Annotated in this window: 21 protein-coding genes; 10 read left to right on the forward strand and 11 right to left on the reverse strand. The window is 62.6% G+C overall.

The genetic code is table 11. The features are described 5' to 3' along the window. Positions 1-75: 75 nt before the first annotated feature. Genes ACO550_RS31910 through ACO550_RS31925 form a run of 4 tightly spaced genes read right to left on the reverse strand, consistent with a single transcriptional unit; the run spans position 76 to position 4,404 of the window. A complete protein-coding gene (locus ACO550_RS31910) occupies positions 76-1,248 on the reverse strand; it encodes an acyl-CoA dehydrogenase family protein (RefSeq protein WP_315596203.1) in 1,173 nt (390 codons plus the stop codon). A gap of 6 nt (positions 1,249-1,254) precedes the next feature. Beyond that, complete coding sequence (locus ACO550_RS31915; RefSeq protein WP_315596204.1) at positions 1,255-2,466, reverse strand: acyl-CoA dehydrogenase family protein; 1,212 nt, start codon at positions 2,464-2,466, stop codon at positions 1,255-1,257. Continuing rightward, positions 2,459-3,178 (reverse strand): enoyl-CoA hydratase/isomerase family protein, encoded by a 720-nt coding sequence (locus ACO550_RS31920; protein ID WP_315596205.1) that lies wholly within the window; start codon positions 3,176-3,178, stop codon positions 2,459-2,461. The genes ACO550_RS31915 and ACO550_RS31920 overlap by 8 nt, the downstream gene beginning before the upstream one ends. Continuing rightward, positions 3,175-4,404, reverse strand: coding sequence for a CoA transferase (locus ACO550_RS31925; protein WP_315596206.1), 1,230 nt, complete (start codon positions 4,402-4,404; stop codon positions 3,175-3,177). Before ACO550_RS31925 ends, ACO550_RS31920 begins: the two co-directional genes overlap by 4 nt. Before the next feature lie 193 nt (positions 4,405-4,597). Here ACO550_RS31925 and ACO550_RS31930 point away from each other — a divergent pair, with 193 nt between their 5' ends. The 4 genes from ACO550_RS31930 (at position 4,598) to ACO550_RS31945 (ending at position 9,367) form a co-directional block, all read left to right on the forward strand. Beyond that, positions 4,598-5,554 (forward strand): LysR substrate-binding domain-containing protein, encoded by a 957-nt coding sequence (locus ACO550_RS31930; protein ID WP_315596207.1) that lies wholly within the window; start codon positions 4,598-4,600, stop codon positions 5,552-5,554. 208 nt (positions 5,555-5,762) lie between these two features. Beyond that, a complete protein-coding gene (locus ACO550_RS31935) occupies positions 5,763-7,016 on the forward strand; it encodes an alkyl sulfatase dimerization domain-containing protein (RefSeq protein WP_315596208.1) in 1,254 nt (417 codons plus the stop codon). Between the two features lie 10 nt (positions 7,017-7,026). Then, positions 7,027-8,052 carry a tripartite tricarboxylate transporter substrate-binding protein gene (locus tag ACO550_RS31940; RefSeq protein WP_315596209.1) on the forward strand — a complete coding sequence of 342 codons (1,026 nt, stop codon included), beginning with the start codon at positions 7,027-7,029 and terminating at the stop codon, positions 8,050-8,052. 19 nt (positions 8,053-8,071) lie between these two features. Continuing rightward, on the forward strand, positions 8,072-9,367 hold the full coding sequence (locus tag ACO550_RS31945) for a DUF1254 domain-containing protein (protein ID WP_315596210.1): 1,296 nt from the start codon (positions 8,072-8,074) through the stop codon (positions 9,365-9,367). A 75-nt stretch (positions 9,368-9,442) separates the two neighbouring features. Here the strand turns inward: ACO550_RS31945 and sorB are convergent, their stop codons facing one another. Further along, a complete protein-coding gene (gene sorB, locus ACO550_RS31950; protein ID WP_315596211.1) occupies positions 9,443-9,817 on the reverse strand; it encodes a SorB family sulfite dehydrogenase c-type cytochrome subunit in 375 nt (124 codons plus the stop codon). A gap of 13 nt (positions 9,818-9,830) precedes the next feature. After that, entirely contained in the window at positions 9,831-11,078 is a 1,248-nt protein-coding gene (gene sorA, locus ACO550_RS31955; protein WP_315596212.1) for a SorA family sulfite dehydrogenase catalytic subunit, read from the reverse strand. Positions 11,079-11,311: 233 nt separating this feature from the next. Between sorA and ACO550_RS31960 the strand changes: the two genes are divergently transcribed. Beyond that, a complete protein-coding gene (locus tag ACO550_RS31960) occupies positions 11,312-12,061 on the forward strand; it encodes an oxygen-binding di-iron domain-containing protein (protein WP_315596213.1) in 750 nt (249 codons plus the stop codon). A 74-nt stretch (positions 12,062-12,135) separates the two neighbouring features. Here the strand turns inward: ACO550_RS31960 and ACO550_RS31965 are convergent, their stop codons facing one another. Then, positions 12,136-12,906 carry a hypothetical protein gene (locus ACO550_RS31965; RefSeq protein WP_315596214.1) on the reverse strand — a complete coding sequence of 257 codons (771 nt, stop codon included), beginning with the start codon at positions 12,904-12,906 and terminating at the stop codon, positions 12,136-12,138. Positions 12,907-13,511: 605 nt separating this feature from the next. Between ACO550_RS31965 and ACO550_RS31970 the strand changes: the two genes are divergently transcribed. From ACO550_RS31970 to ACO550_RS31990, 5 genes are all read left to right on the forward strand, one after another. After that, entirely contained in the window at positions 13,512-16,913 is a 3,402-nt protein-coding gene (locus ACO550_RS31970) for an adenylate/guanylate cyclase domain-containing protein (RefSeq protein ID WP_315596215.1), read from the forward strand. 168 nt (positions 16,914-17,081) lie between these two features. Further along, positions 17,082-17,597 carry a cupin domain-containing protein gene (locus tag ACO550_RS31975; protein WP_315596216.1) on the forward strand — a complete coding sequence of 172 codons (516 nt, stop codon included), beginning with the start codon at positions 17,082-17,084 and terminating at the stop codon, positions 17,595-17,597. Between the two features lie 11 nt (positions 17,598-17,608). Next, the gene (locus ACO550_RS31980) at positions 17,609-18,259 is read left to right on the forward strand and encodes a DsbA family protein (protein ID WP_315596217.1); all 651 of its coding nucleotides are present in this window, start codon (positions 17,609-17,611) and stop codon (positions 18,257-18,259) included. A 115-nt stretch (positions 18,260-18,374) separates the two neighbouring features. Further along, a complete protein-coding gene (locus ACO550_RS31985) occupies positions 18,375-18,770 on the forward strand; it encodes a nuclear transport factor 2 family protein (RefSeq protein ID WP_315596218.1) in 396 nt (131 codons plus the stop codon). A gap of 91 nt (positions 18,771-18,861) precedes the next feature. Next, positions 18,862-19,740 (forward strand): class I SAM-dependent methyltransferase, encoded by an 879-nt coding sequence (locus tag ACO550_RS31990; RefSeq protein WP_315596219.1) that lies wholly within the window; start codon positions 18,862-18,864, stop codon positions 19,738-19,740. 283 nt (positions 19,741-20,023) lie between these two features. Here the strand turns inward: ACO550_RS31990 and ACO550_RS31995 are convergent, their stop codons facing one another. The 4 genes from ACO550_RS31995 to ACO550_RS32010 form a co-directional block, all read right to left on the reverse strand. Next, positions 20,024-21,280: a HipA domain-containing protein gene (locus tag ACO550_RS31995; RefSeq protein ID WP_315596220.1), complete on the reverse strand. Its 1,257-nt coding sequence runs from the start codon at positions 21,278-21,280 to the stop codon at positions 20,024-20,026. Further along, positions 21,264-21,608 carry a helix-turn-helix transcriptional regulator gene (locus tag ACO550_RS32000; RefSeq protein ID WP_315596221.1) on the reverse strand — a complete coding sequence of 115 codons (345 nt, stop codon included), beginning with the start codon at positions 21,606-21,608 and terminating at the stop codon, positions 21,264-21,266. The genes ACO550_RS31995 and ACO550_RS32000 overlap by 17 nt, the downstream gene beginning before the upstream one ends. Before the next feature lie 115 nt (positions 21,609-21,723). Further along, the gene (locus ACO550_RS32005; RefSeq protein WP_315596224.1) at positions 21,724-22,767 is read right to left on the reverse strand and encodes a ribonuclease Z; all 1,044 of its coding nucleotides are present in this window, start codon (positions 22,765-22,767) and stop codon (positions 21,724-21,726) included. A 206-nt stretch (positions 22,768-22,973) separates the two neighbouring features. Further along, positions 22,974-23,291: a hypothetical protein gene (locus ACO550_RS32010; RefSeq protein ID WP_315596222.1), complete on the reverse strand. Its 318-nt coding sequence runs from the start codon at positions 23,289-23,291 to the stop codon at positions 22,974-22,976. Positions 23,292-23,705 lie beyond the last annotated feature (414 nt).

Here is a 23,705-nt window from a genome sequence, read left to right on the forward strand (position 1 = left end):
GCGCATTGGCCGCTCATGCCGGTACGTTGCCGGCGTGTCGTGAACAGGCGCGTTGCGCCTGAGGTGTGATACGGCTCAGGCGTGCACCTGTTCCGCGGATCCGATTGCCGACAGACGTGCCAGATGCCAGTCGGCATCGCCGAACAGGTTGGCATGTGCCGCAAGGCGCTTGTAGCAGTGCCCCACTTCCACTTCGTCGGTCATGCCGATGGCCCCGTGCAACTGCACGGCGTCCTCGCCGAGCGTCCGTCCCGCCGTCGATACGAACACCTTGGCGTATGAAACCGTCCGCATGCGCGTGATGTCGTCGGCGTCCAGTGCCGCTGCTGCAACTTCGGTAATGGCACGTGCCTGTTCAATGCTGACGTAAAGATCCACCAGCCGATGGCGCACTACCTGGTTCGCGCTGAGCGCTCGCCCGAACTGGCGGCGTGTCGCCACGTACTCGCGTGTCAGGTCGAACGCGCGCGCCATGGCGCCCACGGCATCCGCGCACGCCATCACCGTGGCACGGTCGATGGCCGCTTGTACCAGTGGCCATGCGCCGTCCACGGGGCCGATCCGCGCATCGTCGGCAACCGACACGCGCCGCAATGCCACCGTGGCCGTCTGCCGGCCGTCATAAGTGGGTAGTGCGTGGATGCCGATGCCGCGCGTGCCGCCAGGCATCGCGAACAAGGTCAGGCCATGCCGGTCGCGCCGCTCGCCGTCGGTGCGCGCCAGCACGAGCAACACATCGGCGCTGCCGCCGCCGAGCACCAGCGTCTTGGTGCCATCGATCTGCCAGGTGCCGTCCAGCCGCTTACGCGCCTGGGTCGCAATATCGAACGCATCGTGGCGCCCCTGCAATTCGTAGGCGGCCAGCGCGGCCAATGCGCGCCCCTCGGCAATGTCCTGTGCCGTCGCAACGTGCGCGGCGTTGTCCGAATCGGCCAGCAGCGGCGCGCACAGCGCGGTGTTGGCAAGCCACGGCTCGACCGGCAACGCGCGACCAAGCGCTTCCGCCAATGCCATCTGGTCCATGGCATTGCCCACGCCCGCGCAGGCTTCCGGCAAACCCAGCGACAACCAACCCATCTCGGCAAACTGTCGCCAGGTTCCGCGCGAAAAGCCGTCCGGCTCGGCCATGGCAGCCTTGCGTTGTGCGAATCCGTAGTCGCGCTCGACAAAGCGCCGGACGCTGTCCAGCAACATGCGACGCGCCTCGATATCGTCGTCTTCCACCATTGGTGTGTGCTCCATCATCATCGGGTTTCAGAGTCCGAGCACTTGCTTGGCCAGCAGTTCGTGCTGGATCTCGCTGGTGCCCCCGGCAATCGTGTAGCCGCGCGTCACGAAGCGCCGAGCCGACGCCGCTGCCGCATAGGGCGAACGGCCGGGCTCGGCATCGCCCACCTCGAAATGGACGATCCGGTCGTAGGCCAATGTGTCAGGCCCCAGCGCGTCGACGGCCAGGTTCTCGATGTCCTGGATCAACCGGCTGCCGAGCAGCTTCAGCATCCCGGTCTCCGGCCCCAGCGCGCCGCCCTGGCGTTCGAGCCGCCGGAAGCGCAGCACGGTCGCGGCCAGCGTTTCGAGCCGCACCTCCAGTTCATGGAGCCGCCGCGCAAACCACGGGCGCTGGATCAGCAACTCGCCGGCTTCCTCGACTTCGTTGCCGATGGCACGCACCTTGGCCAGGCGCCTGCGGTTCTCCGCCACGCGCGACAGGTTCAGCCGTTCATGTTCCAGCAGCGACTTGGCAATGGACCAACCGGCGTTCTCCGCGCCGACGCGCATCTCCACCGGCACTTCCACGTCGTCCAGGAACACCTGGTTGAACAGATGCCAGCCGTGGATACCGATCAACGGACGCACGCTGACGCCCGGGCTGCGCATATCGATCAGCAGGAAGCTGATGCCTTCCTGCGCACGGGCCTCGGTATCGGTGCGCACGAGGCAGAAGATCCAGTCCGCATACTGCGCATACGAGGTCCAGATCTTGCTGCCATTCACCACGTAGCATTCCGATCCGTCCGGACGGGTCTTGCGCACCGCGCGCGTGGTCAGTGAGGCCAGGTCCGAGCCCGCATTCGGCTCCGAGTAACCCTGGCACCACCAGTGCTCCTGGCTCAGGATGCGCGGCAGGAAATACTGTTGCTGGGCCGGCGTTCCGTGATGAATCAGGATCGGGCCAATCATCTCGATGGAGATACCACCGGTCTCCGGCGCGTGAGCCAGTACCAGTTCCTCTTGCAGGATTGCCCGGCGCGCCGCAGGCCAGTCCTGGCCCTGCCACGCGCGTGGCCAATGTGGCGCCAGCCAGCCGCGCTCAGCCAGCCGGCGCTGCCAGTCGATCATCTCTTCCTTGCCGAGTTCGAGTCCAAGCCGAACTTTCTGGCGCACCTCGGGCGGGAGCGCTTCGGCGACAAATGCACGTACGTCGCGACGCAAGGTGTCGCACGCCTCCACGTCGAAGTCATTCATGTCGCGCCTCCGCTGGGTTGGTATCGCCGCAGGCCTCGAACCATTGGCTTATGGCCATGCGTGCGCTGGACGCGCGCAAGGTGCCCTTGATGGCCTGGACCGCTTCGGCGGGAAAGCCAGCCACGGTCGCTGCCATGGTGCGTGCGCGCGCCAGGACTTCGGCATCGGCAACCACTTCGGTGGCAATGCCGAGCCGCAGCAACTCGGTTGCCGGCACACGCTCGCCCAGCAGACAGAGCCGCGCTGCAACCGCCTCGCCGTGCCGCAGCGCGAGCCAGGCGATATTGCGCGGCGCATTCATGCCGATTCGAATCTCTGCGATCTGCATGAACCCGCCCTCCCCGCACACCAGCAGATCACCGGCAAGTGCCAGCGCCGCGCCACCGTTGACCGCATGGCGTTCGAGCGCGACGATCCACACCTTGCGGCTCGCAATCAGCGCGGCATGCACGCGATCCCAGCGTGCCGCGAAACCCGCAAGACCATCGCGATGATTGCGCAGCGCCTGAAGGTCGAGCCCGGAGCAAAAGGCCCCGCTGGCGCCACGCAACACGATCGCGCGTATGGCGTGGTCCTGCTCCAGCGCTTGCACCGTCTCGGCCAGCGCCTCGGCGGTTGGCATGTCGATCGCATTGCGCGTCTCGGGCCGGTTCAGCGTGATTTCCGCCCAGCCATCGTGGCGCGACACCAGGACTGAAGATTGGGCGTTCATGCGTCAGCCCCCTCGCCCAGCGGCACGGCAAGGCCGATGGCACCCTGCTTCACCATTGCGTCGATGGCGTCGTCGGCGTAGCCGAGTTCGCGCAGGACTTCAGCCGTGTGTTGGCCGAGTCGCGGTACGGCGGGCAGCGATGGACGGACCACCGCGCCCATCCGGAACGGCAAGCCCGGCAGCGAGATGTGTCCGCCAACGCCGTCGGCCACGGCCATCAGCAGATCGTTGGCCTGCACGTCGGCGCTGGCCTCGACCTGGCGATAGTCACGCACCACGCCCACCACTACCTGATGTTCTTCGAGCAACGCGCGCGCGTCCTCGCCGGCATAACCCCGCAAGGCATCCTGCAGGATCGCCAGCATGGCAGGCCGGTTTTGTACGCGCAGCAGGTTGCTTGCAAAGCGCGGATCGTTGGCCAATGCGGGTTGGCCGATCGCACTGCACAGCCTCGCCCAGTGCTCGTCGAGATAGGCCGACAACACGAGATGGCCATCGGCCACGGCAATGACATCGGCGGCCGGCGCGGCTTTCGGCTGGCTGTTGCCGCTGCGCACCGGCAATGCGCCCGAGCACTGGTACTCCGCCCAAAGCTGGGCCTGCAGATGCACGCCCACGGTCAGCAGCGACGTTTCGATGGTGTCGCCCAGGCCGGTACGAAAACGACGGAACAGTGCGGCGACGATGGCGTTTGAAGTCGCCAGCGATGTCGCGGCATCGATCAGCGCAAACCCGGCCTTCAGTGGCTGGCCGCCGGCCTCCCCCGTCACCGACATCATGCCGCTTTCCGCCTGCGCGGCGATATCGAGGCCCGGGCGCAGCCGCGACGGACCACGCGTGCCGAAGCCAGTCACGCTGGCATGCACCAGCGCCGGCTTGGCCTCGCGCAGCGTGGCGGCATCCAGCCCGATGGATTCCATCGATCCGGGCCGCGCGTTGTGCAGCACCACATCGCACGACAGCGCCAGTTGGCGGGCAGCCTGCGCGCCGGCAGGCTGGCGCAGATCGAGCGCGATGGCACGCTTGCCACGGTTGTAGGCCAGGAACATGGGGCTTTGCGTGCTGGTGCCGTCAAAGCGCCGCGCGCTGTCGCCACGCAGTGGCTCAACCTTGATGACCTCGGCGCCGAGATCGGCCAGCAGCATTGCGGCGCCCGGTGCCGCAATGAACTGACCGAATTCCGCCACGCGAATTCCTGCGAGTGGCAGGTCGTTCTGGGTTTCCATCGTCGTTTCCGTTTTCATGCCATGACGGCATCGATGAAAAGGATCATGCGACACGCGCGCTCAACCCGGCAGTTCCCCAGATCGCTGCGGCGTGAACCAGCGGTTAGCACCGCGGGTTATCCCGTAGCGGCGCGGTTGGGGCTATGCTGGCGGACAGGGCGTCAACATGAACGCCCGCAGAAGGAGACCATCCATGCGACTGAGCCAGGTTCAGGATTTCATCGCCGTGGCCGAACACGGCAGCATCCGGGCCGGTGCCAAGGCGCGCGACGTGTCGGCGCCCGCCATCACCAAGAGCATCCGGCAGCTTGAGGAAGAGCTCCATGTGCCGCTTCTGACGCGCACCACGCGCGGCATCGTGCTCTCGCGTTATGGCGAGGCATTCCTGCGCCGTGCCCAGCTGATTGCCAGTGAGGCACGGAAGGCCGCCGATGAAATGGCCCAGATGCTCGGCACCCGCAATGGCGTGGTACGCATTGGCGCCACGGGCGGCCCCGCGCACCTGCTGCTGCCGGCAGTGCTCAAGCGCTTCCGGTCGCAGCATCCCGACGTGCAGGTCTGCATCGAAAGCGGCGTCTATCCGGCACACCTGTCTGACCTGCGGGCCGGGGCCATGGACATGGCCGTCAGCCCGATTCCGGACGAGGGCATCGAGCGCGAATTCATCTGCGAGCCGCTGTACAACAACGATTCCGTAGTGGTGGCACATCGCGACCATCCATTGCGCAACGCGCGTACGTTGCGTGAGCTGGTGGGCTCGGAATGGGTGCTGACGGGCCAACGGATGCACGGACCCGGCGCGGCCATCATGGACGCGTTCCGGGCGCGTGATCTGCCGCTGCCACGCGTGGCGGTGCGTTGCGACACCATCGGCATGATCCAGACGCTACTGGAAGACCGCTCGCTGCTCTGCCTGCTGCCGCGCCAGTTGGTGCCGGGCCGGCTGGCCACTGCAAACCTGGTGGCGCTGCCGATCGAGGATCCGTTGCCGAGCCATGCCGTGAGCCTGATCTACCGTGCCGATTCGCCCATGACGCCGGTAGCCGAGCAGTTCGCAAAGCTGCTGCGACGCGAGGTGCACTACCTCAGCAAGATGCCCGACAGCCCACTTGCCCGGCAGATGCCGCGCACCTCGGAATTGTCGGTCTAGCGTATTGCCGCTGCGGCGGGAATACCCGGTTCAGCACGGGTGCTAACCAGCGGTTCACACCCGAGAATTGGTGAATGCCGCCAGACCGCGCCAGCACTGCCCGGGACGGCTGCCAACCCGCCCGTGCCGGGATTTTCCCCACTGACCATAACGCGCGGTATGCGCGTGAATATCCCCTCGCCATGTTCGCCATTTGGGAGGGATATTCATGAACGCAATCGAAGATCGCCCCGCCGCGCTGATTACCGGCAAGGGCATCGACACCATTGGAGATGGCGTCTGGCTGCTGCACGGCCAGGGCCAGAGCTTCGTGGCCGATGTTGGCGGAGGCCTGCTGGTGATCGACAGCGGACCCGGCGGCGGCGTGACCGCCGGCATGCTCGAAGTCCTGCGCACGCAGACCGACCTGCCCGTGCTGGCAATCTGCTATAGCCACGGACACCTTGGCTACAACGCCGGCGTAAAGCAGTGGCTCGATCACGCCGCGCAGCGTAGCGAACCGGCGCCCCGCATCCTGGCCCATGCCAACGTGCTGGCCCGCCAGAGCCGCTACCGCGAAACGCAACGCATGCAGGAACGCATGGCGGAGATCCAGTTCCGCCACGGCAGTGGCGCCCTGGCCGGCAAGCTAAGGCAAAGCACGCCCGCCGAGACCTTCACCGATGGCATCACCGTCGGGCATGGCGCGCGGCGCGCCGAGATCCTGTGGGCGCCCTCCGAAACCGACGATGCCGTAGCCGTGTGGCTGCCGGAAAGCCGGCTGCTGTATGGCGGCCCAGCCGTGATCGACTCCATCCCGAACATTGGCACGCCGTTCCGCACCATGCGCGACACGGTACGCTGGGCCGAGACACTGGAACGGCTGGCCAGCCTGCGACCACAAACCGTGGTTCGGGAGTTCGGCGCCACACTGCATGGTGAGGACAACTGCCAGCACGTACTGTTGCGCACCGCCGCGGCCTTGCGCTGGATGCGCGAGGAAGTGGTGCGGCTTATGAACGCAGGGTGCAACGAGCGCGAGATGCTGGCCGCGCTGCATCCGCCGGCTGAACTGTTCGAGCAGCCGTGGATGCAGCCGACCTACGGCGATCCGAGCTATATCGCGCGCGATATCTACCGGTCCGAGAACGGCTGGTGGGACCGCAATGCCACCACACTGCATCCAGCCGCACCCGAGGCCGCTGCCAGCGAGATCGCGGCCGCCATTGCCGATCATGGCGCCGTGGTGCGGCACGCCCGCGCGCTGGCAGATCGCGGCGAGATCCAGCTGGCGCTGCATGTAATCGACCTGCTGGCACAGGCGCCCGGCGAATCGAACCACGTACAGGAAGCGCGCCAGCTCAAGGCCGAATGGCTGCGTGCGCGCGCCAGGCAGGTACGCAGCTATGTGTCGCGCAGCCTCTACGTGGCCGCGGCCATGGTTCTGGAAAGCGGGTCCGACGACAACTTCGGCATCCACTAGGGAGACCGCCATGACGCACCCTCACCCCCTGCTCTCCGAAGACACAGCGGGCCGCAGCCGCCGCGATGTGCTGCGCCTGCTCGCCATGCTGGGGCTTGGCACCGCCTTGCGCCCGATCACGGCCAATGCAGCCACCAAATGGCCCTCGCGCCCGATCCGGCTCGTGGTACCCGCCTCGGCCGGCAGCGGTCCGGACCTGTTCGCACGGCCGCTGGCCGACGTGCTTGGCAAACGGCTGGGGCAGTCGATCGTGATCGACAACAAGCCCGGCGCCACCGGCATCATCGGCAACGACATCGTGGCCAAGGCAGCGCCAGACGGACAGACGTTGCTGTTCACCTATGCAGCCACCGTGGTCATCAACCAGACCTTGCAGCCGAAGATGCCATACGACGGATTGCGTGACCTCGTACCGATCGCACAGGTCGGTGCCGGCGGCAATTTCCTGGCGGTGTTGCCGGACTTTCCCGCGCGCAACCTCAAGGAATTCGTGGCGCATGTACGCGCCAGGCCCGATGTCTACGACTATGCGTCGTGGGGCATCGGCTCTGGCGGCCACCTGACGATGGAAGCGCTGAAGATGCAGACCGGCATCCGCATGCGGCATGTGCCGTACAAGACCGTGCCGCAGATCCTGAACGACATGCAGGGCGGCATCGTCAAGGTGGGCTGGGTCGATACCTCGTCATCGCTACCGCTGATTCGCGCGGGCAAGCTGCGCGCGCTGGCGATCAGCGGCACGCGCCGCGGATCGGCCACGCCGGACATCCTGACGATGACCGAACAGGGCTATCCGTTCGACACCAACAGCTGGTACGGGCTGTTCGCCCCCGCAGGTACGCCCAACGATATCGTCCAGCGGCTCAATGCGGAAGTGAACCGCGCACTGGTCAGCGCCGACATGCGTGAACGATTCCTGCAAATGAACATGGCCGACTGGCCCATCAAGACGCCCGAGCAGTTCGCGCAGACCATACGCGACGATGTGGCGACATGGGGCAACGTGATTCGCACCAACCATATCACCGTGGATTAACGACAGGTTCAGGAGAGGCATGACCACAGACCAGACACTGGATACACGCATCCGCGACGCGTTTATCTATGCATTCCCGCTGCACGACCTCGCGCGCACGCGCTGGCGCTTCACGCAGCACGAGACCGCCCACGGCAGGCCCGCCAACCAGCTGTACCACAACCGGCATCTGCTGGACGACCGCGCGCGCCAGGTAACCATGCCAAACAACGACACGCTGTATTCGTCGGCTTGGCTCGATCTCTCCGACGCGCCCGCCGTGCTCAGCGTGCCGGACATGGGCAGCCGCTACTACAGCGTGGCGCTGCTCGATGCCTTCACGAACAACTTCGCATGCCTGGGCCAGCGTACGAACGGACCCGGCGCGCACGAATTCGTGATTGCCGGACCCGCGCATCACGCCAGCGCGGCAACCAACCTGCCAAAGGATGCCATCCTGGTTCGCGCGCCCTGCAATGACGTGTGGCTACTGGCGCGCGTGCTAGTCGACGGTCCCGCAGACCTGCCGCAGGTGCATGCACTGCAGGACCAGATCCGGCTGCGGACCAGCGCTGTGGCACCGGCGCCGTTCCAGACCACACCGGACGAGAACCACCCTGCCGCATACCTGTCGCTGGTCAACGAAGCACTGGCCCGCAATGGCGTGCCAGCCGCCGAACAGCAGATGGTGGCCGGCTTCGAAGACCTTGGCATCCGCGCCGGGGACCTTGCCGCCTGGGATCGCCTGTCTCCGGAGATGCGCGACGCATGGACACGCCTGTGGCCCACGCTGCGGCGCGACCTCGAACACCCACCCAAGGGCAGCATCCGCAGGAGCGGGCCGCGCGGATCATGGTTCAGCGGCCTGGACCATATCGGCAACTTCGACACCGACTATGTTTATCGCGCCTACATCTCGTTGGTGGGCCTGGGCGCGCTGGAACGTGCCGAAGCCATCTATGCCAGCGCCCTGACCGACGGCGACGGCCAGACGCTGGATGGGGCGCACCGCTACCGCTTGCATGTACCGGCGGCAATGCCAGTAGATGCGTTCTGGTCGTTGTCGATGTACGAGTTCGAACCGGACGGGCGGCGCTTCTTCACCGCCAATCCGATCCGGCGCTATGCCATCGGCGATCGCACACCGGGCCTGGTACGCAATGCCGATGGTTCGCTCGATATCCGCATCCAATGCGATCCGCCTGAAGAAGGCGCCACCAACTGGCTGCCGGCGCCCCCGGGCCGGTTCGCGATGGCCTTGCGCTATTACCATCCCCAACCGGACCTACTTGAACACCGGTTCGTGATGCCGGATTCAGAGCGCATATCAAGCTAAGGCAGACGTCGGGGCAGCCAGTGGCAATTACCCACGGCGCCCCTGCGTTGCGCTGCCGTTGCGCTGCCGTTGCTGCTACTTCGCTGCGTTCGGCGGCGTGCCCGGCGCAGCCCCCTCCGTTTGCTCCGCGCCGTAGTTCTTCACCAGATAGTCGACGATTGCCGGCATGTCCTCATCCTTGAGCGGCGCACCGAACGGCTTCTTCATCTTCTTGACCGTGGCCTCCCAATAGGCGCGGGACGAAGACGACGGTTGCGTGGCCACGTACTGCGCGGAATGGCACGTCATGCAATTCTGCAAGGCGAGGTTGTACCCGGGAAGGCTGCTGGCCTTGTAACTGGCGGTCTCTTGAGGCAGCTTGATTTCGAGCGCCATCGCACCGGTTGTCACGGACATTGCAACAAGCGCGGCGAGCTGGACGATGGTGGTCCTGGAACGAAGGCTATTCATGGTCCGATCCCCCTCACTTGGCCACAACGCGCGTGGACTCCACGACATTGCGCATATAGCCGGCGGGATTCCAGTTCGCGGTCAGGGGCTGGGTCTCTCCCGACTTGCTCTTGGCGCGAACCCGGAGGTCATGGGTTCCATTCTTGACCGGCCGGAACCTGACGCTCCATTCACGGAACGAGTAGCGACCCAGATCCTTGCCCAGCGCCGCAGGTTTCCATGTCGCGCCGCCGTCCTCCGAGAAGGCAACCTCCGCAATGCCCTGGCCGCCGTCGAATGCGATGCCCTTCACTGTCACCTCTTTCCCTGTCGGCACGACACTGTCGTTCATATGGCTGGTAATGAAAGACCTGACATTGAAGCGGCCAATCGGCACGGTACTTTTCGGGGCGGTTCCCGGTGGCACGCAGGCACAGTCGTTATCGGGAATGCGATACGCGGTGCTCATCCAGAAGCCATCGAACGGATGATCCAGGACTTCGATATGGGACAGATGCTTGACCCAGTACGTGCCATAGTGTCCGGGCACCACCAGCCTTAGCGGATAACCGTTCAGGAAAGGCAGATCCTTGCCATTCATGGCCCAGGCCAGCATGACCTCGCCGTCCAGCGCGTGATCCATGGTCAATGCCTTGACAAAATCCGGCCCGGTTTCCAGTGGCGACCGATCGAGTCCGTCAAAGCTCACCTGCACTGCGCCGGCCTTCACACCAGCCTTCTCCAGCACCACGCGCAGCGGAATACCGGTCCAGCGCGCGTTACCCATCGCACCATTGCCGAGTTGGCCGCCATTGACGCGGGGCGAGAAGAAACCTCGGCTATTGCCGGAACACTGGTTGACCGCGACCAGATCCACGGCGCCGCCCAGGCTCCGCAAATCCTTTAGCGAGAGATCCAGCGGCTTGTTGACGTGCCCATCGATCTTGAGCCGATAGGTCGCCGGATTGATCGAGGTAGGGATGCCACTCCAGTGATAGCGCACGAAAAACGCATCGTTTGGCGTGATCACGTTCTCGTTGAATACCTCGAAAGGCGTTTCCAGCTGTGGCGGCCGACTGGTCAACAGAATCAAGGGGCGCTTCTGGGGGAACGCCACCAACTCGCGGTGCCCGTTCTCAAACGGCATTTCCGTAGTGCGGGTGGCTCCGAACGCGTTGGTCGCCAGCAGTCCAAGCGAGGCTTGCAATGAAAGCGCCGCACCGCCCGACAGCACCCTGCGACGGCGCTGATCGATGTCTTCGATTTTGTCTTTCTTGTCCATGGGGTCTCCTCATGGCTGGCTCGCCTGAACCAGCCGCCATGTCTTTGTGATGGCCACTCAGCGTAGAACAACGAACTCATCACGTAAAACAGCTTATTTCGCTATGCTTGACCTGACAAACCGTTTATCGCTGCAAGGTGGCAGGTTTGGAGAGGCATCAACCGATTACCATGAAAGAGGCCCATTCGCCTCATACATCAGTTGAACCGGATGGCCTAAAGAAGGAGCGCACCATGGCGAGCCTGTCCCTTTCGAGCGGTACCACGATCGACGAAATTGCTAACCGCATCTATCGGATCGCCACGCCGGTAGAGATCCCTGGGGGCGGCGGATTCTCGTTCAACCAATACCTGATCGACGACGATGCGCCGCTGCTGTTCCATACCGGCCTGCGCAAAATGTTTCCTGTCACGCGGGAAGCCATCGAGCGGATCATGCCGATCGATCGCCTGCGCTATATCGGCTTCTCTCATTTCGAATCCGACGAATGCGGCGCACTCAATGAGTTCCTCGCCGTCGCACCGCATGCAGAGCCGCTGTGCGGCCAGATCGCGGCCATGGTCTCGGTGGGTGACTTTGCCGATCGGCCGCCGCGCGCGCTCGACGACAACGAGACCATCTCCCTCGGGCAGCACAGCGTACGCTGGCTAGATACCCCGCATCTGCCGCACGCATGGGAATGCGGGTTCATGATGGAAACCACTTCGGCAACATTGCTCTGCGGCGACCTATTTACCCAGGGCGGTTCGCAACACCCGCCGCTTACCGAGCACGACATCCTTGAACCAAGCGAGGCATTCCGTCACCAGATGGATTACTTCTCGCACACCAGGAACGCCCGTGCCATGCTGGAACGCCTTGCTGCGTTGCAACCGGCCACACTGGCCTGCATGCATGGCAGCGCCTGGCATGGCGATGGTGCTGGCTTGCTACGCGCGCTCGCCGACAGCGTGGAACGGGACTACGGTCACGGGCGAGCCTGATGGCGGTTCGCCGGGAGCGGTGCTGTGACGGGCCCGACTTGATTTGACGGAGCGCGGAGCCGAAAGGTCTTCGCTCACGGGCCTGTACTGGCACCGCCCGCCATCGTTTCCTTACCACCGTCCAGTGGATCTTCCGGCGTCAACACAACACCGCGCGGCCAGACTACAACGTCGTCATACGCATAGAGCCGACAGTTGGTGAAACGCATCTCCCGGCAACGGGTCATCGCCTTATCGATTGCATTTGAGTTGTTGGACCAGAAGGCATAGTGGCCCCCATCCGCCAGGACGAAGGCCTTGGGCGCTCTACGATCGAGATAGGCGGCGTACCCTTTGCGGGCTCGCAGATAGGGCACCGCATCTACGTTGGAACCATCCGCATACCCCGTGGGGCCTGGCAGCGATGATTCGACATGCCCCGATCCGTTGCCGGTCGTCGGAACACTGACGATGGAGTTCATGCCCATGCGAACCGAAATGACGTTTGGATAGTCGTAGGCTGCGCCTGACGCTGTATCCACTACAACACCAACAGCGCCACCAAAAATGACGTTGCCAAATGCCATGGCCTTCGTCGTCGACTTCACCGTGGCTAACCCTGGCTCTTGCCCGGCCTTGTCGCACCGGACATTAAGATCGCCATATGCGCGATGGACAGTAACAGTCCCCGGTGTAGTGACGTAGTAAGTTCCTTTGCTATTGGTGAGCTTGCATTTCGCCCCAGAATGCGGTTGATCATTGTCACGCGATTCCACGGAGACAATCTGACTGGTTCCGCTAACGATCGATGCGCAACCCGTAAGCAAACCAGTCGCAAACATAATGCAAATGACGACAATCCTCATGCCATCCTCTAATGAGTCAGCTCGAACAAAATCGACGCGACAAGTTGCGTCACGGAGAACTTGTGAACACGTGGTAGCGACACGCTCTAATGCGGCGCCAGACGACTTGACCTAGTGTCTTGTGCCGGCAGTAGTGCTTTGACCTGGAGGGTCAATGATTTCCCAAATTTTCAACATTCACTCTGGTGTGTCTTTTTAGAGGAATTTCACCACTCATTGAGGCTAACCCTTGCCTCGCATTCCTCTTTTCTATTAATCCAAAGCCACTTGAAATTAAATAATTCATTTCCGCACGCTTTGTGTCAATCAAGATACAGAAGGCGCGAAACGTCCACAACGTCCCCACACTTCCTGGGGGGCAATGCCTGTTGTTATAACCACGCATAATGCACGTTAGTTGTATCTATATTAAGACTAAGTGACGCATGCGCCGCGAGTGGGATGGAGGCCGCCTTGCCATGGCACCCGATGAGGTTTATCAGCGCGCAGTCGTCAAGGGATTACCGGGCCCATGCCCTAGCTGAGATCGCCCAACCGACGATTGATACCGCAGTAGAGAAAGCGTCTAATGGTTCAGCGCGGATCAGGCAAGTCGAAGGGGCCTTATGCACTGCTCAACCTGCGGCTCCGAGAACCCCGCTGGAGCCAAATTCTGCAAGGACTGTGGAGCGCGACTCTCGCGGTGCTGCCCATCCTGCGGACATGAGGCGGGGGCCGACGCCAGGTTTTGTACCGAATGCGGCGCACCGCTGGCGTCCTCGGCGGCGGCGCCGGCCGCTCCCGACCCGATCGACTATACGCCACGGCATCTGGTCGAGCGCATCCTGGCCGAGCAAGCGGCCATGGAAGCCAGAGGAGCAAGCGCAGGAGAACGCAAAACCATCACCGCCCTTTTTGCCGACATGGCCGGCTCCACGGCGTTGGTCCATGATCTGGATCCTGAAGACGCACGCCGCCTGATTGATCCTGTCATGTCGCTGATGATGGAGGCTGTGCACCACTATGAGGGCTACGTGGCCAAGTCCCTGGGAGACGGGATATTGGCCCTGTTTGGCGCACCCATCGCCCACGAGGATCACCCAAAGCGTGCCCTGTATGCAGCAATGCGGATGCAGGAAGCGATGCGGCACCACAGCGATCGCATCCGCCTCGAGCAAGGCATCCCGCTTCAGATCCGGGTGGGCATTCACACCGGAGAGGTGGTGGTGCGCTCCATTCGGCGAGACAACCTTCACACCGACTACGATCCGGTGGGGCACACCATCCATATCGCCTCAAGGATGGAGAGCATCGCCACACCGTCGTCCATTCTCGTGAGCGAGTCCACCTGCAGACTGACTGAGGGGTACTTCGACTTCAAGGCACTGGGCGCAACCCAGGTGAAAGGTATTCCAGAGCCTCTCGCAGTGTATGAGGTGTTACGGCTTGGGCTGTTACGCACCCGCCTGCAGGTCGCGCAGCATAGGGGCCTGGCCCAGTTTGTCGGACGGGAAGGCGAGTTGGCGAAATTGCATGGGGCGCTGGCGCAAGCCAAAGCAGGCATCGGGCAGATAGTGGGCGTGGTGGGAGAGGCAGGGGTCGGCAAGTCCCGACTGTTTCACGAGTTCAAGATGCAATCGCAGCGCGGTTGCATGGTACTTGAGACCTTCTCGGTATCGCATGGCAAGTCCTTTGCCTATCTGCCCCTCATCGAGTTGATGAAAAACTACTTTCAAATCGAGACGCACGATGACGACAGGCGGTGCAGGGAGAAGGTCGCCGGCAGGGTACTGATGCTGGACCGTGAACTGGAAGTTCAACTGCCTTACCTGCTCTACTTGCTGGGCATCACCGAGCCCAGTTCAGCCATGCCGAACATGGACCCACAGATCCGCCGCCAGCGCACCTTCGATGCGATCGCGCGCCTGCTGGTCCACGAGAGCCACAATCAGCCGCTTGAATTGCTGTTCGAAGACCTACAGTGGCTTGACACGGAAACGGAGACCTTCCTGGCGGTCCTCATCGACCATCTGCCTGGTGCCAGGATCCTGCTCATGCTGAACTACCGACCGGAATATCAGCATGGTTGGCACCATAGGCATGACTTCACACAACTCCGGCTAAATCCCCTGGGGCAGGTAGAGGCACAGCAACTACTCGGCGCCTTGCTAGGCGAAGATGCCGCGCTTGTGCCGCTCAAGAAGCTCATTCTGGACAAGACCGAGGGAAATCCGTTCTTCATGGAGGAAGTGGTGCAGACCCTGTCCGAGGAAAAGGCGCTCCTCGGCGAGCCCGGCCACTATCACATCGAAAAACTCCCCTCCACGTTGCATATCCCGACCACGGTTCAGGGCGTACTGGCCGCCCGCATCGATCGCCTGCCTCGTGCCGAGAAGGACCTGTTGCAAAGCCTTGCCGTGATCGGCAAAGAGTTCTCCTTGCGTTTGATCCGAGAGGTTGTCGTACTGCCGGAGCTTCGACTGCATCAATTCCTGACACAACTGGAGGCGGGTGATTTTATTTACGAGCGTCCGACATTTCCCGACACCGAGTACACGTTCAAGCATGCCCTGACTCAAGAAGTCGCGGGAAGCTCCCTGCTCACGGAACAACGTACAGCGCTGCATGAACGTACCGCCCAGGCAATAGAGTCACTCTTCAATCATCGGCTCAAGGACTACTACAGTGAACTGGCACGGCACTATAGCCTGAGCGGAAATGGCCCCAAGGCGGTGGAATACCTTCAATGTACGGGACAACAGGCCATCCAGCGATCGGCGTATCAGGAGGCGATCCATCACCTGGATTCCGCCCTGGCGTTGCTCAAGAATCAGCCCGACACCATCGAACGCGCACGGCAGGAGCTCACGTTGCGGCTTGCCATCGGGCCAGCCTGGCTTGCGACCAAAGGCTTTGCCTCGCCAGAAGTCGAAGCGACTTACAGCCGCGCCCTGGCATTGTGTGGCCAGGTCGGGGAGACAACGCAACTCTTTCCGACGCAGGTAGGATTGCGCACCTATTTCTCGCTGCGAGCAGAACACGGAAAGGCCTATAAACTGGGGAAGCAACTTCTGCGTCTGGCTGAAAACGCGAAAGACCCGGAACTATTGGGCGAGGCGCACGTTTTACTTGGCACGACGCTGTATTACGCGGGCAGATTCAGGGCCGCAGATGCCAATTTGAGCGAAGCTATCGCGCTCTACGGCACCGAACCCCGCCACACGCACCCTAATTTTCATGGCGTGGATCCAGAGGTGCGTGCGCTGTCGACTTCAGCACTAGTCCTCTGGAGCCTCGGCTATCCGGATCGTGCCAACCACAAGGCAGAGGCGGTGATTGTCTTGGCCCGCAAGCTGTCCCACCCATTCACGTTGGCGCATGCCTTCTGCCTTGTGGCGGAACTACACCAGTTCCGCCGTGAGCCCCATCGCTCGCAAGAGTACGCCGACGCCGCCATCACCCTCTCGACTGAACAGGGCTTTCCGCTTTGGCTTGCGTGGACAACGGTGCTGCGCGGTTGGGCGTTGGCTGCGCAAGGACAGCACGAGCCAGGCATCAGGCAAATGCACGAGGGACTAGCCGCCTATCAAGCGACAGGCGCCGCATTGGGACACTCCCACTTTCAGGAACTGCTGGCCCATGCCTATGGGTGTGCCGGACAGTTTGCGTCAGGCCTGGACGCGCTTGCCAAGGCAAGGGACGCCATTGAAAGGACGGGCGAACATTACTGCGAAGCGGAGTGGCATCGAATGAAGGGGGAGCTACTGCTTAATCGCTCGATCGCAGATGGCGGGAAGGCTCGTGATGAAACCGAAGCGGAAACGTGTTTTCAGAACGCGATCGCGATCGCCCGTCGGCAGAAAGCAAGGTCACTCGAGCTGCGGGCAACGCTGAGCCTGGCAAGGTTGTGGCACGCACAGGGCCAAATGGAGCCGGCCAGGCAACTGCTGGCTGAAATCAGGAGTGCTTTCACCGAGGGATTCGATAGTGCGGATATGCACGACATGTCCACATTGGTAAGCGATTGATCGCCTGTACCCGCGCCAGCGCGTTGTGAAAAATCCGGACCCGCCTCGCGACTTGTTCCACCGGGTATCAATTCATGTTCTCCCGCACGGCTTTATCGGGGCCCACGGCGTCCCTATAGTTCGCCCCAAGAGCGCGTGACCGCGTTTCCTGATAATCCGGAGAACCTCATGAAATCTGTTGCCCGACGAATTGGCCTGGACCTGGGAGTGGGCCTCGGAATGGCCCTTGCCGCCGCGCTCGGCGCCGGACCGGCCTTGGCCGCCGGCCTGTCGCCCAAGGCCAACGGCGCCATCCTGCAGGAAGACATCCAGTGGTCGTCGTTCCCGGCGTTTCCGCAACGCGCGAAATTGTCCGTGCTGGTCGGGGACCCATCGGCCGCGGGACCCTATGTGGTACGCGTGAGCGTGCCGGCAGGCGTGAAGCTGATGCCGCACGTGCATCCGGAGGATCGCATCTACACGGTGATATCGGGCGTCTTCTACATCGGCATCGGCGACGAATTCAACCCGCAGCGGCTGGTCGCCTACCCGCCCGGTAGCGTCATCGTGCTACCCGGTGGCACGCCGCACTTTCACTGGGCCCGCTCGGGTGGCTACGTCACGCAGGTGAGCGGCAACGGCCCGCTGGGAATTGACTACGTCAACGCCGAAGACGATCCCCGCCAGAAGGCGCACGCCCACTAGGAGGTTGCCAAATGGAACTGATCTACGTAGGCGATCCGATGTGCTCGTGGTGCTATGGATTCGGCAAGGAAATGACGGCGCTCCGCGAACGCTTCCCCGAACTGCCACTTCGCATCGTCGTGGGTGGCATCCGCGCGGGTGCCACCGATATCCTGGACGACGCCGGCAAGCAATTTCGCCTGCAGCACTGGAGCCGCGTCGAGGCCGTCAGCGGCCTGCCGTTCAATCGTGATGGCTTCGTGGCCCGCGAGAACTTTGTCTACGATACGGAGCCGATCTGCCGCGCAGTGGTAGCGGCGCGCCAGCTTGCCCCGCGGGCCGATCTGCTGGCGGTCTTCCGGGCGTTGCAGCACGCGTTCTACGTCGAGGCCCGCGACACCACCGATGGCCAGACACTGGCCGAAGTCGCCACGCAGGCGCTGGGCCGGCAAGGCCATGACATCGCCGTGCAGACATTCCTGGCAGCGTGGGCCAGCGAAGCCACCATTGCGGCTACCGTCGACGACTTCCGCCTGGCCCGCAGTTGGGGCATTTCCAGCTTCCCGGCATTGGTGCTGGGCCACGCAGGCAAGCTCTACCGCGTATCGGCCGGTTACACCCCGGTTGCCGATATCGCGCAGCAACTCGAGCATGTGCTGCAAGCCGCCAGCGCCGCCGCCTGACGCATCCACCCAGTCGCCGTTGCGCCGTTGCGCCGTTATTCGGCATTCAGCCGATAGCGGCGCAATGGCATCCGACCGCCGCGGTGCGGTCTCGCATGCATCAGGAGGAACGAAAATGTCGGCTTCACTCACCCAGGGGCCTGTCGACAAGACCCATCAGCAGATCCTGCAGCAACTGCAGGTCTATCTCGACGCGCTCTACGACGGCGACGCCAACGCACTGCGGACCACTTTTCATCCCGCCGCACAGCTCTTTGCCGAAGTGCGCGGGGAGATCATCCAGAAATCGCTCGACGTCTATCTGCAAGGGGTGGCATCGCGCAAGAGTCCCGCCTCGCTGAACGAGGCTTATGGCATGTCGGTACTATCCGTGGAAGTCATCGGCAAGATCGCCTCGGCCAAGGTGCGCGTCCGCATGGGCGACTTCCGCTACCAGAACTTCCTTTCGCTGTTGAAAGTCGGATGCGAGTGGGTCATCGTCAACAAGCTCTATACGCATATCGACGACTAAGGTTTGAACTCTCTTGACCTCAAGTCGACTTGAACTTGTATAAATTCAGTTCCTCTTCTTGTAGGCAAGCCAGTAGGCAAAGGGAACGACCATGAATGTGAAGGATCAGACTGCCGACGAGCAGACAAGACTTTGGAATGGCCCCTCCGGACGCGCCTGGGTTGACGCACAAGCGTGGCTCGACGCGATGTTCCAGCCGTTCGAAGAACTGCTGGTCAACGCCGCTTCCGCCTCCGGAGGCCGGGTACTCGACGTCGGCTGCGGCACCGGCGCCACCACGCTCGCCGTTGCCCAGCGGCACGGTGCCGCCAGCCGCTGCGTCGGCATCGACATTTCGGGGCCGATGATCGCCGCCGCACGCGCGAGCGCCGAACGGGCGGGCTCGCCAGCCAGCTTCATTCACGCCAACGCGCAAACCCACGTGTTCGCGCCGGCAAGCTTCGACATGATCATTTCGCGCTTCGGCGTGATGTTCTTCGACGACCCGGTCCTGGCCTTCGCAAACCTGCGGCGCGCGGCCAGTCCTGGTGCCGTGCTCCGGTGCATTGCCTGGCGCAGCCCGGCGGAGAATCCGTTCATGACGACGGCTGAGCGCGCGGCTGCGTCCCTCCTGCCTGACCTCCCGGCTCGCCGGCCGGACGCCCCGGGTCAATTTGCCTTCGCTGATCCGGGCCGCGTTCAACGCATCCTTGAACAAAGCGGTTGGCAGGAGATCGAGATCCGGCCGATCGACGTGACCTGCACCTTGCCGGAACAAGGATTGGTGGAATACCTGACCCGACTCGGTCCCGTCGGGCTGGCCCTTCAGCAGGTGGATGACCGCACGCGCGCGAAAGTCATCGAAACGGTTCGCGCCGCCTTCGAGCCCTATGTACACGGGGCCGAAGTTCGCTTTACCGCCGCCTGCTGGATGATCGCGGCGCAGGCGCCATCAGCATCGGGCGCGCAAAAGGAGGATGAACATGTGTGAGGCCGGGCAGTGCATGATCTGTGCGTTGCTCTCCAGGATGAAGAGTGCGTTCAGTCCCTGGCCAGGTCCCCGCTTCCGCGAATGCCGGCACCGTAGCTATGTTGACTGGACGGATGGCCAAGCAAACACGGTCGTCGAAGCAGCACGTGCTACGCGATGAGGAACTGATGCAACAGCGCCACCTTTCCCCGAGTGGCGCTTTCTTTACGCCAAGCCGCCTGACGGAGTGCATCGGCCAGCGACCGCGTGTCCGCCCAGCCATCAACCTGGCGGCGCTTCTTACCTACGCCTGGATGACCGTCTCCATCCGTTTGACCTCGCTGGCAGGAAGCCTCAGCTTCTCTGCTTCCTTGCGCCACCCGGCAATGGCACCCTTCACCTCATCGAGCACGGCCTGCGCGTTTTGCGCGCTCAGGCGATACAACTCGGCCTGCTCCATGGCTACGCCAATGTTTGGCGCCGCGTTATTGCTGTCGATAGCCAGCGCATGTTCCTGTTTGGCAGTGTTCGGGTTGACATCGAATACCGGGGAGAGTCGCCAGCCAGTCGTCTCGCGGATGAAGCCGTGGTTGCGCAGGTGGTCGTCTCGATTGCCTACCAGGATGTTGAACAGCACCCGGCGGAAGAGCTGAGCCAGGTCGGCATCCACATGGCCTTGGGCCCCATGGTCAGAAATAAACTCCACCAGGTCCAGATAGCTACCCTCCCCCTGACCGTCCCTGCGCTCCAGCAAGGTCATCGCCGATGCGTACATCCGGCGACCTCCATCGACACGATCGAACCGGGAAGAACAGAAGGTGCCGTAGTTGCTGGTCAGGTGCTCCAGCCTGGCTTCAGGGACGACAATGCCAGCCTTCCTGGATAGAACGTGCATCAGGTATTCCCAGCCACCCACGTCATAGCGGTCATCCTTCGCCGGGAACTTGGCAATCCACAGCCGCTTGTCGTCATCGGTGAAGTTGGCCTTAGGCCGGGCGCCACCAAGGGAGGTGCCGGGCGCGATGAGCATGGCAAGCCAGCGCTCGTATTCCGGGAGCTTCTCGACGCCGGGCTCCTCGATTCGCCGGCTGATATGGGCCAACTCCTTCAGGTCGGTAGCCGGCGGCGCCGCTTTCAGGTGATTGTCAAGAAAGACGCCACCAGGCTCACAGAAGCGCAAGCCGCCCATGCGCGTATGGTCGAACACACCAAGCAGGAAATCCATCTCATGGAAGGTTCGCATTTGGCGCTGATCACGCTCTGCAGCCGCAGCTTCGCGCCGCTCCATCAGTACGCGGCCCCAGCGGTCAGGTGCCGAATCCATGAAAACGCCAAACGCCGGCGCGTCTGCCGGCGGATGTTGCTCGCTACGATATAGCTCGAGCCGCGGGTCCAGGGCAAACCGAAACTCGCCCTTGAGCCATGCCTGGTCATATTCGAAGGCGGGCGGAAAATCCGTGCGGGTCGCATGACGGTACAGCTTACCGACGAGCTGGTTCACCCCTAGCTCCGGCGCGTCGAGGTGGACCTCATAGGTGAGGCGGTTAGCTGCCTTGGCCATAGTTCTTCTGCGGTGCTGTCATCTTTGCCGTGCGGGGTTTGGGCTGCGGCAGTTCCAAGTCCTGCAGTTTCCGGCCAAGCGTGTCATCGCGCGCAACTGCGTCGATATCGCCGTCCAGCCCGAGGACGCGCAGGGCGCGCACGTAGGTTCCCATGGCGATGCTGGGGTCTCCATTCTCCAGCCGTCGGAGCGTCTCGCGCGAGACTCCCATGCGTTCAGCGAAGAGTTCCGTCGTCAGCTTGCGACGCAGGCGGGCGAGCCGGAGACGCTCACCAAGGTCTTTGAGCTGACGCAGGAGGGAGGGAAAGGCGGGGAGCTTGGCTTTCATAATGCCACATATATTAGTCAATATCCTCGTTATTGTCCAATTTATGTGGCAATTTGAGTTGATATGACCCATACGATACCTTATAAGTTAGGCAAAATCCCGGGGATTGTCCAACTTATGTGGCGACGTAATATGCACAATGTTTCCCGACATCGCCGGACCATGCAGCGCGTACTTCGGCTGCCAATTCGGCGCCGCGGCCCTCATAGCGCGGCGAGAAATGGAAAGGGGTTACCGCGCGGGCACCCATGCAGCGGGCAATCCGGCCGGCCTGGGCCCCGGTCAAATGGTTCTTGCGCAAACCGTGAGCGCTGTCCTGGTCCAGAAACACGCTCTCGATGAACAGCTCGTCGACGCCCTGCATGAGTTGCGACAACGCTTTCACGTTCTCGTCCGAATAGCGCAGGTCGGTGACGTAGCCGATACGCCGGCCAGGTCCGACATCAAGGATCAGCCGGCTCAGCTCGCCAACCTGCCGCGTCGTCGCGTGATCGCCCTTGCGGTCGCGCCATTGCACCAGAATCGGCGCATCGTCGGGCGCGCCAGTCAGGACGGCGTGCTTCAGTTCACGCAGCCAGGCTCCTGTCGTCAGGCCTGACGCGACCAGCCGCTCCTTGTTGATACCGGGCCGTGCCTTCTCTTCCAAAAGGTAGGCCAGGCAAGGTGTTCCATGATCTACGAAGCACGCACGCACCCGAAAGGTTGACTCCTCGTGGACGATGTCGCCAGTACTTCCCATCAGCACCTCACTCTGCCTCGCAAAGCTGTGCCGGCTGGAAAAGCAGGCGCTGCGCCGCTGCCAGTCCAAGCCGAGCTCGACCGCTTCAATCGTCAGCTCGACTGCATAGCGATGGACCACATTCCACGTGTAGCCGTGCAGCTTGTGCTCGATTTGCGCGAGAAATCCTGGTCCGCCGTACAGCACGATACGGTCCTTGCGCCCGAGTAGCACGCGCAACAGGTGGTCGAAGCCGGAGAAATGATCCATGTGTCCATGCGTGACGAACACGTGTGACAGCCGCATCAAATCCCGCGGCATCAGTCCGGTGATGTCGCCCAGATCGAACAGCATCGCGCGCCGTTCCTCCAGGAAGTCTACGAAGAGTCCAGGATCGCCAAAAACATCATTGACGAGGTGGACTTGCAGCAATCGACGCATGATGGTCACGGGCGCAATGAACACCGTCAATTTCTCCGTTCCCAGGCCATGCCCGGGAATTCGACATCGACATCCTATGCGCCAATTCGAGCCTGTGTCGAGCGCATGAACGGAACGTTGCGAGAACAATGCTGAGCGGCTGGACCACCGGCCGCTCGGCAAATCAACAGGCGCAGCCAGACTCTGGCGCGGATGCTGGCGCTCCGCTAATGCGTATCGCCTTTCATGCTCTCGGCTTCCATCGCGGCATGCAATTCCTCATACGCCTCGATTGGCTCCATGTCCTGATCGACGAACGCGGCTGCGCGCTCTGCGGCGGCCACCGCGTCGGGCGGAACGTCGCTCTGGCTGTCGTCCTCGGTACTTGGCGGCATCAGCATGTCCTCAAGCATCCCGCGCAGCTCCGGGGTATTCCATGGCTTGCTCAGCCTGGCCTTCCTGTTCAGGTAGTGACGGATTTCCGAATCTTGCTCGGCGGTGAGCGGAAGCCCTCGGAAAGTAGGGTCCGTGTTGTGATGAATCATGATGCGCCTCCCGAAGCGGTCTGCGCTTCAATGTAGAAATATCGATTCCCTGCGGTGAACGTTACAAGTTGCGTGTGATCACTGTGCGGCGTGTCCGCGCCCAACCGATTTACGTCTTTTTCTTGGCGACACCTTCGTTCCCAACCCGCGAATGAACCGTGCTTAACGGGGTTGCCGGCACTGACGGCTTCTTGGGCTGCTTGGGCTTTTTCGCTTCGCGAGTGCTGCGTAGTTGACTCTTGGCCATGGTATTGCTCCTGGTGCGTTGCTTGCCAAGGTGGCAGTCCCAGCATACGCGCTTAGAAGCTCTAACATAATGACTTTCACGACTTTATGAGATGGCGCCAGCAGTTGATCGGAATGCGCGTCAAACCTCGTCCTTCAGGGCGAGGAAGGATAGCGCGGACGCCGTAG

This window comes from Cupriavidus sp., from assembly GCF_057315035.1.

Excerpts from the sequence above, each read along its gene's own strand:
- ACO550_RS31940 (WP_315596209.1), top strand. The coding sequence starts at position 7,027 with ATGACGCACCCTCACCCCCTGCTCTCCGAAGACACAGCGGGCCGCAGC.
- ACO550_RS31990 (WP_315596219.1), top strand. The coding sequence starts at position 18,862 with ATGAATGTGAAGGATCAGACTGCCGACGAGCAGACAAGACTTTGGAAT.
- ACO550_RS31915 (WP_315596204.1), bottom strand. The coding sequence starts at position 2,466 with ATGAATGACTTCGACGTGGAGGCGTGCGACACCTTGCGTCGCGACGTA.
- ACO550_RS31965 (WP_315596214.1), bottom strand. The coding sequence starts at position 12,906 with ATGAGGATTGTCGTCATTTGCATTATGTTTGCGACTGGTTTGCTTACG.
- ACO550_RS31920 (WP_315596205.1), bottom strand. The coding sequence starts at position 3,178 with ATGAACGCCCAATCTTCAGTCCTGGTGTCGCGCCACGATGGCTGGGCG.
- sorB (WP_315596211.1), bottom strand. The coding sequence starts at position 9,817 with ATGAATAGCCTTCGTTCCAGGACCACCATCGTCCAGCTCGCCGCGCTT.
- ACO550_RS31935 (WP_315596208.1), top strand. The coding sequence starts at position 5,763 with ATGAACGCAATCGAAGATCGCCCCGCCGCGCTGATTACCGGCAAGGGC.
- ACO550_RS31980 (WP_315596217.1), top strand. The coding sequence starts at position 17,609 with ATGGAACTGATCTACGTAGGCGATCCGATGTGCTCGTGGTGCTATGGA.
- ACO550_RS31985 (WP_315596218.1), top strand. The coding sequence starts at position 18,375 with ATGTCGGCTTCACTCACCCAGGGGCCTGTCGACAAGACCCATCAGCAG.
- ACO550_RS31930 (WP_315596207.1), top strand. The coding sequence starts at position 4,598 with ATGCGACTGAGCCAGGTTCAGGATTTCATCGCCGTGGCCGAACACGGC.
- ACO550_RS31945 (WP_315596210.1), top strand. The coding sequence starts at position 8,072 with ATGACCACAGACCAGACACTGGATACACGCATCCGCGACGCGTTTATC.
- sorA (WP_315596212.1), bottom strand. The coding sequence starts at position 11,078 with ATGGACAAGAAAGACAAAATCGAAGACATCGATCAGCGCCGTCGCAGG.
- ACO550_RS31925 (WP_315596206.1), bottom strand. The coding sequence starts at position 4,404 with ATGGAAACCCAGAACGACCTGCCACTCGCAGGAATTCGCGTGGCGGAA.
- ACO550_RS31910 (WP_315596203.1), bottom strand. The coding sequence starts at position 1,248 with ATGATGATGGAGCACACACCAATGGTGGAAGACGACGATATCGAGGCG.
- ACO550_RS32005 (WP_315596224.1), bottom strand. The coding sequence starts at position 22,767 with ATGCGTCGATTGCTGCAAGTCCACCTCGTCAATGATGTTTTTGGCGAT.
- ACO550_RS31970 (WP_315596215.1), top strand. The coding sequence starts at position 13,512 with ATGCACTGCTCAACCTGCGGCTCCGAGAACCCCGCTGGAGCCAAATTC.
- ACO550_RS32000 (WP_315596221.1), bottom strand. The coding sequence starts at position 21,608 with ATGAAAGCCAAGCTCCCCGCCTTTCCCTCCCTCCTGCGTCAGCTCAAA.
- ACO550_RS31960 (WP_315596213.1), top strand. The coding sequence starts at position 11,312 with ATGGCGAGCCTGTCCCTTTCGAGCGGTACCACGATCGACGAAATTGCT.
- ACO550_RS31995 (WP_315596220.1), bottom strand. The coding sequence starts at position 21,280 with ATGGCCAAGGCAGCTAACCGCCTCACCTATGAGGTCCACCTCGACGCG.
- ACO550_RS31975 (WP_315596216.1), top strand. The coding sequence starts at position 17,082 with ATGAAATCTGTTGCCCGACGAATTGGCCTGGACCTGGGAGTGGGCCTC.
- ACO550_RS32010 (WP_315596222.1), bottom strand. The coding sequence starts at position 23,291 with ATGATTCATCACAACACGGACCCTACTTTCCGAGGGCTTCCGCTCACC.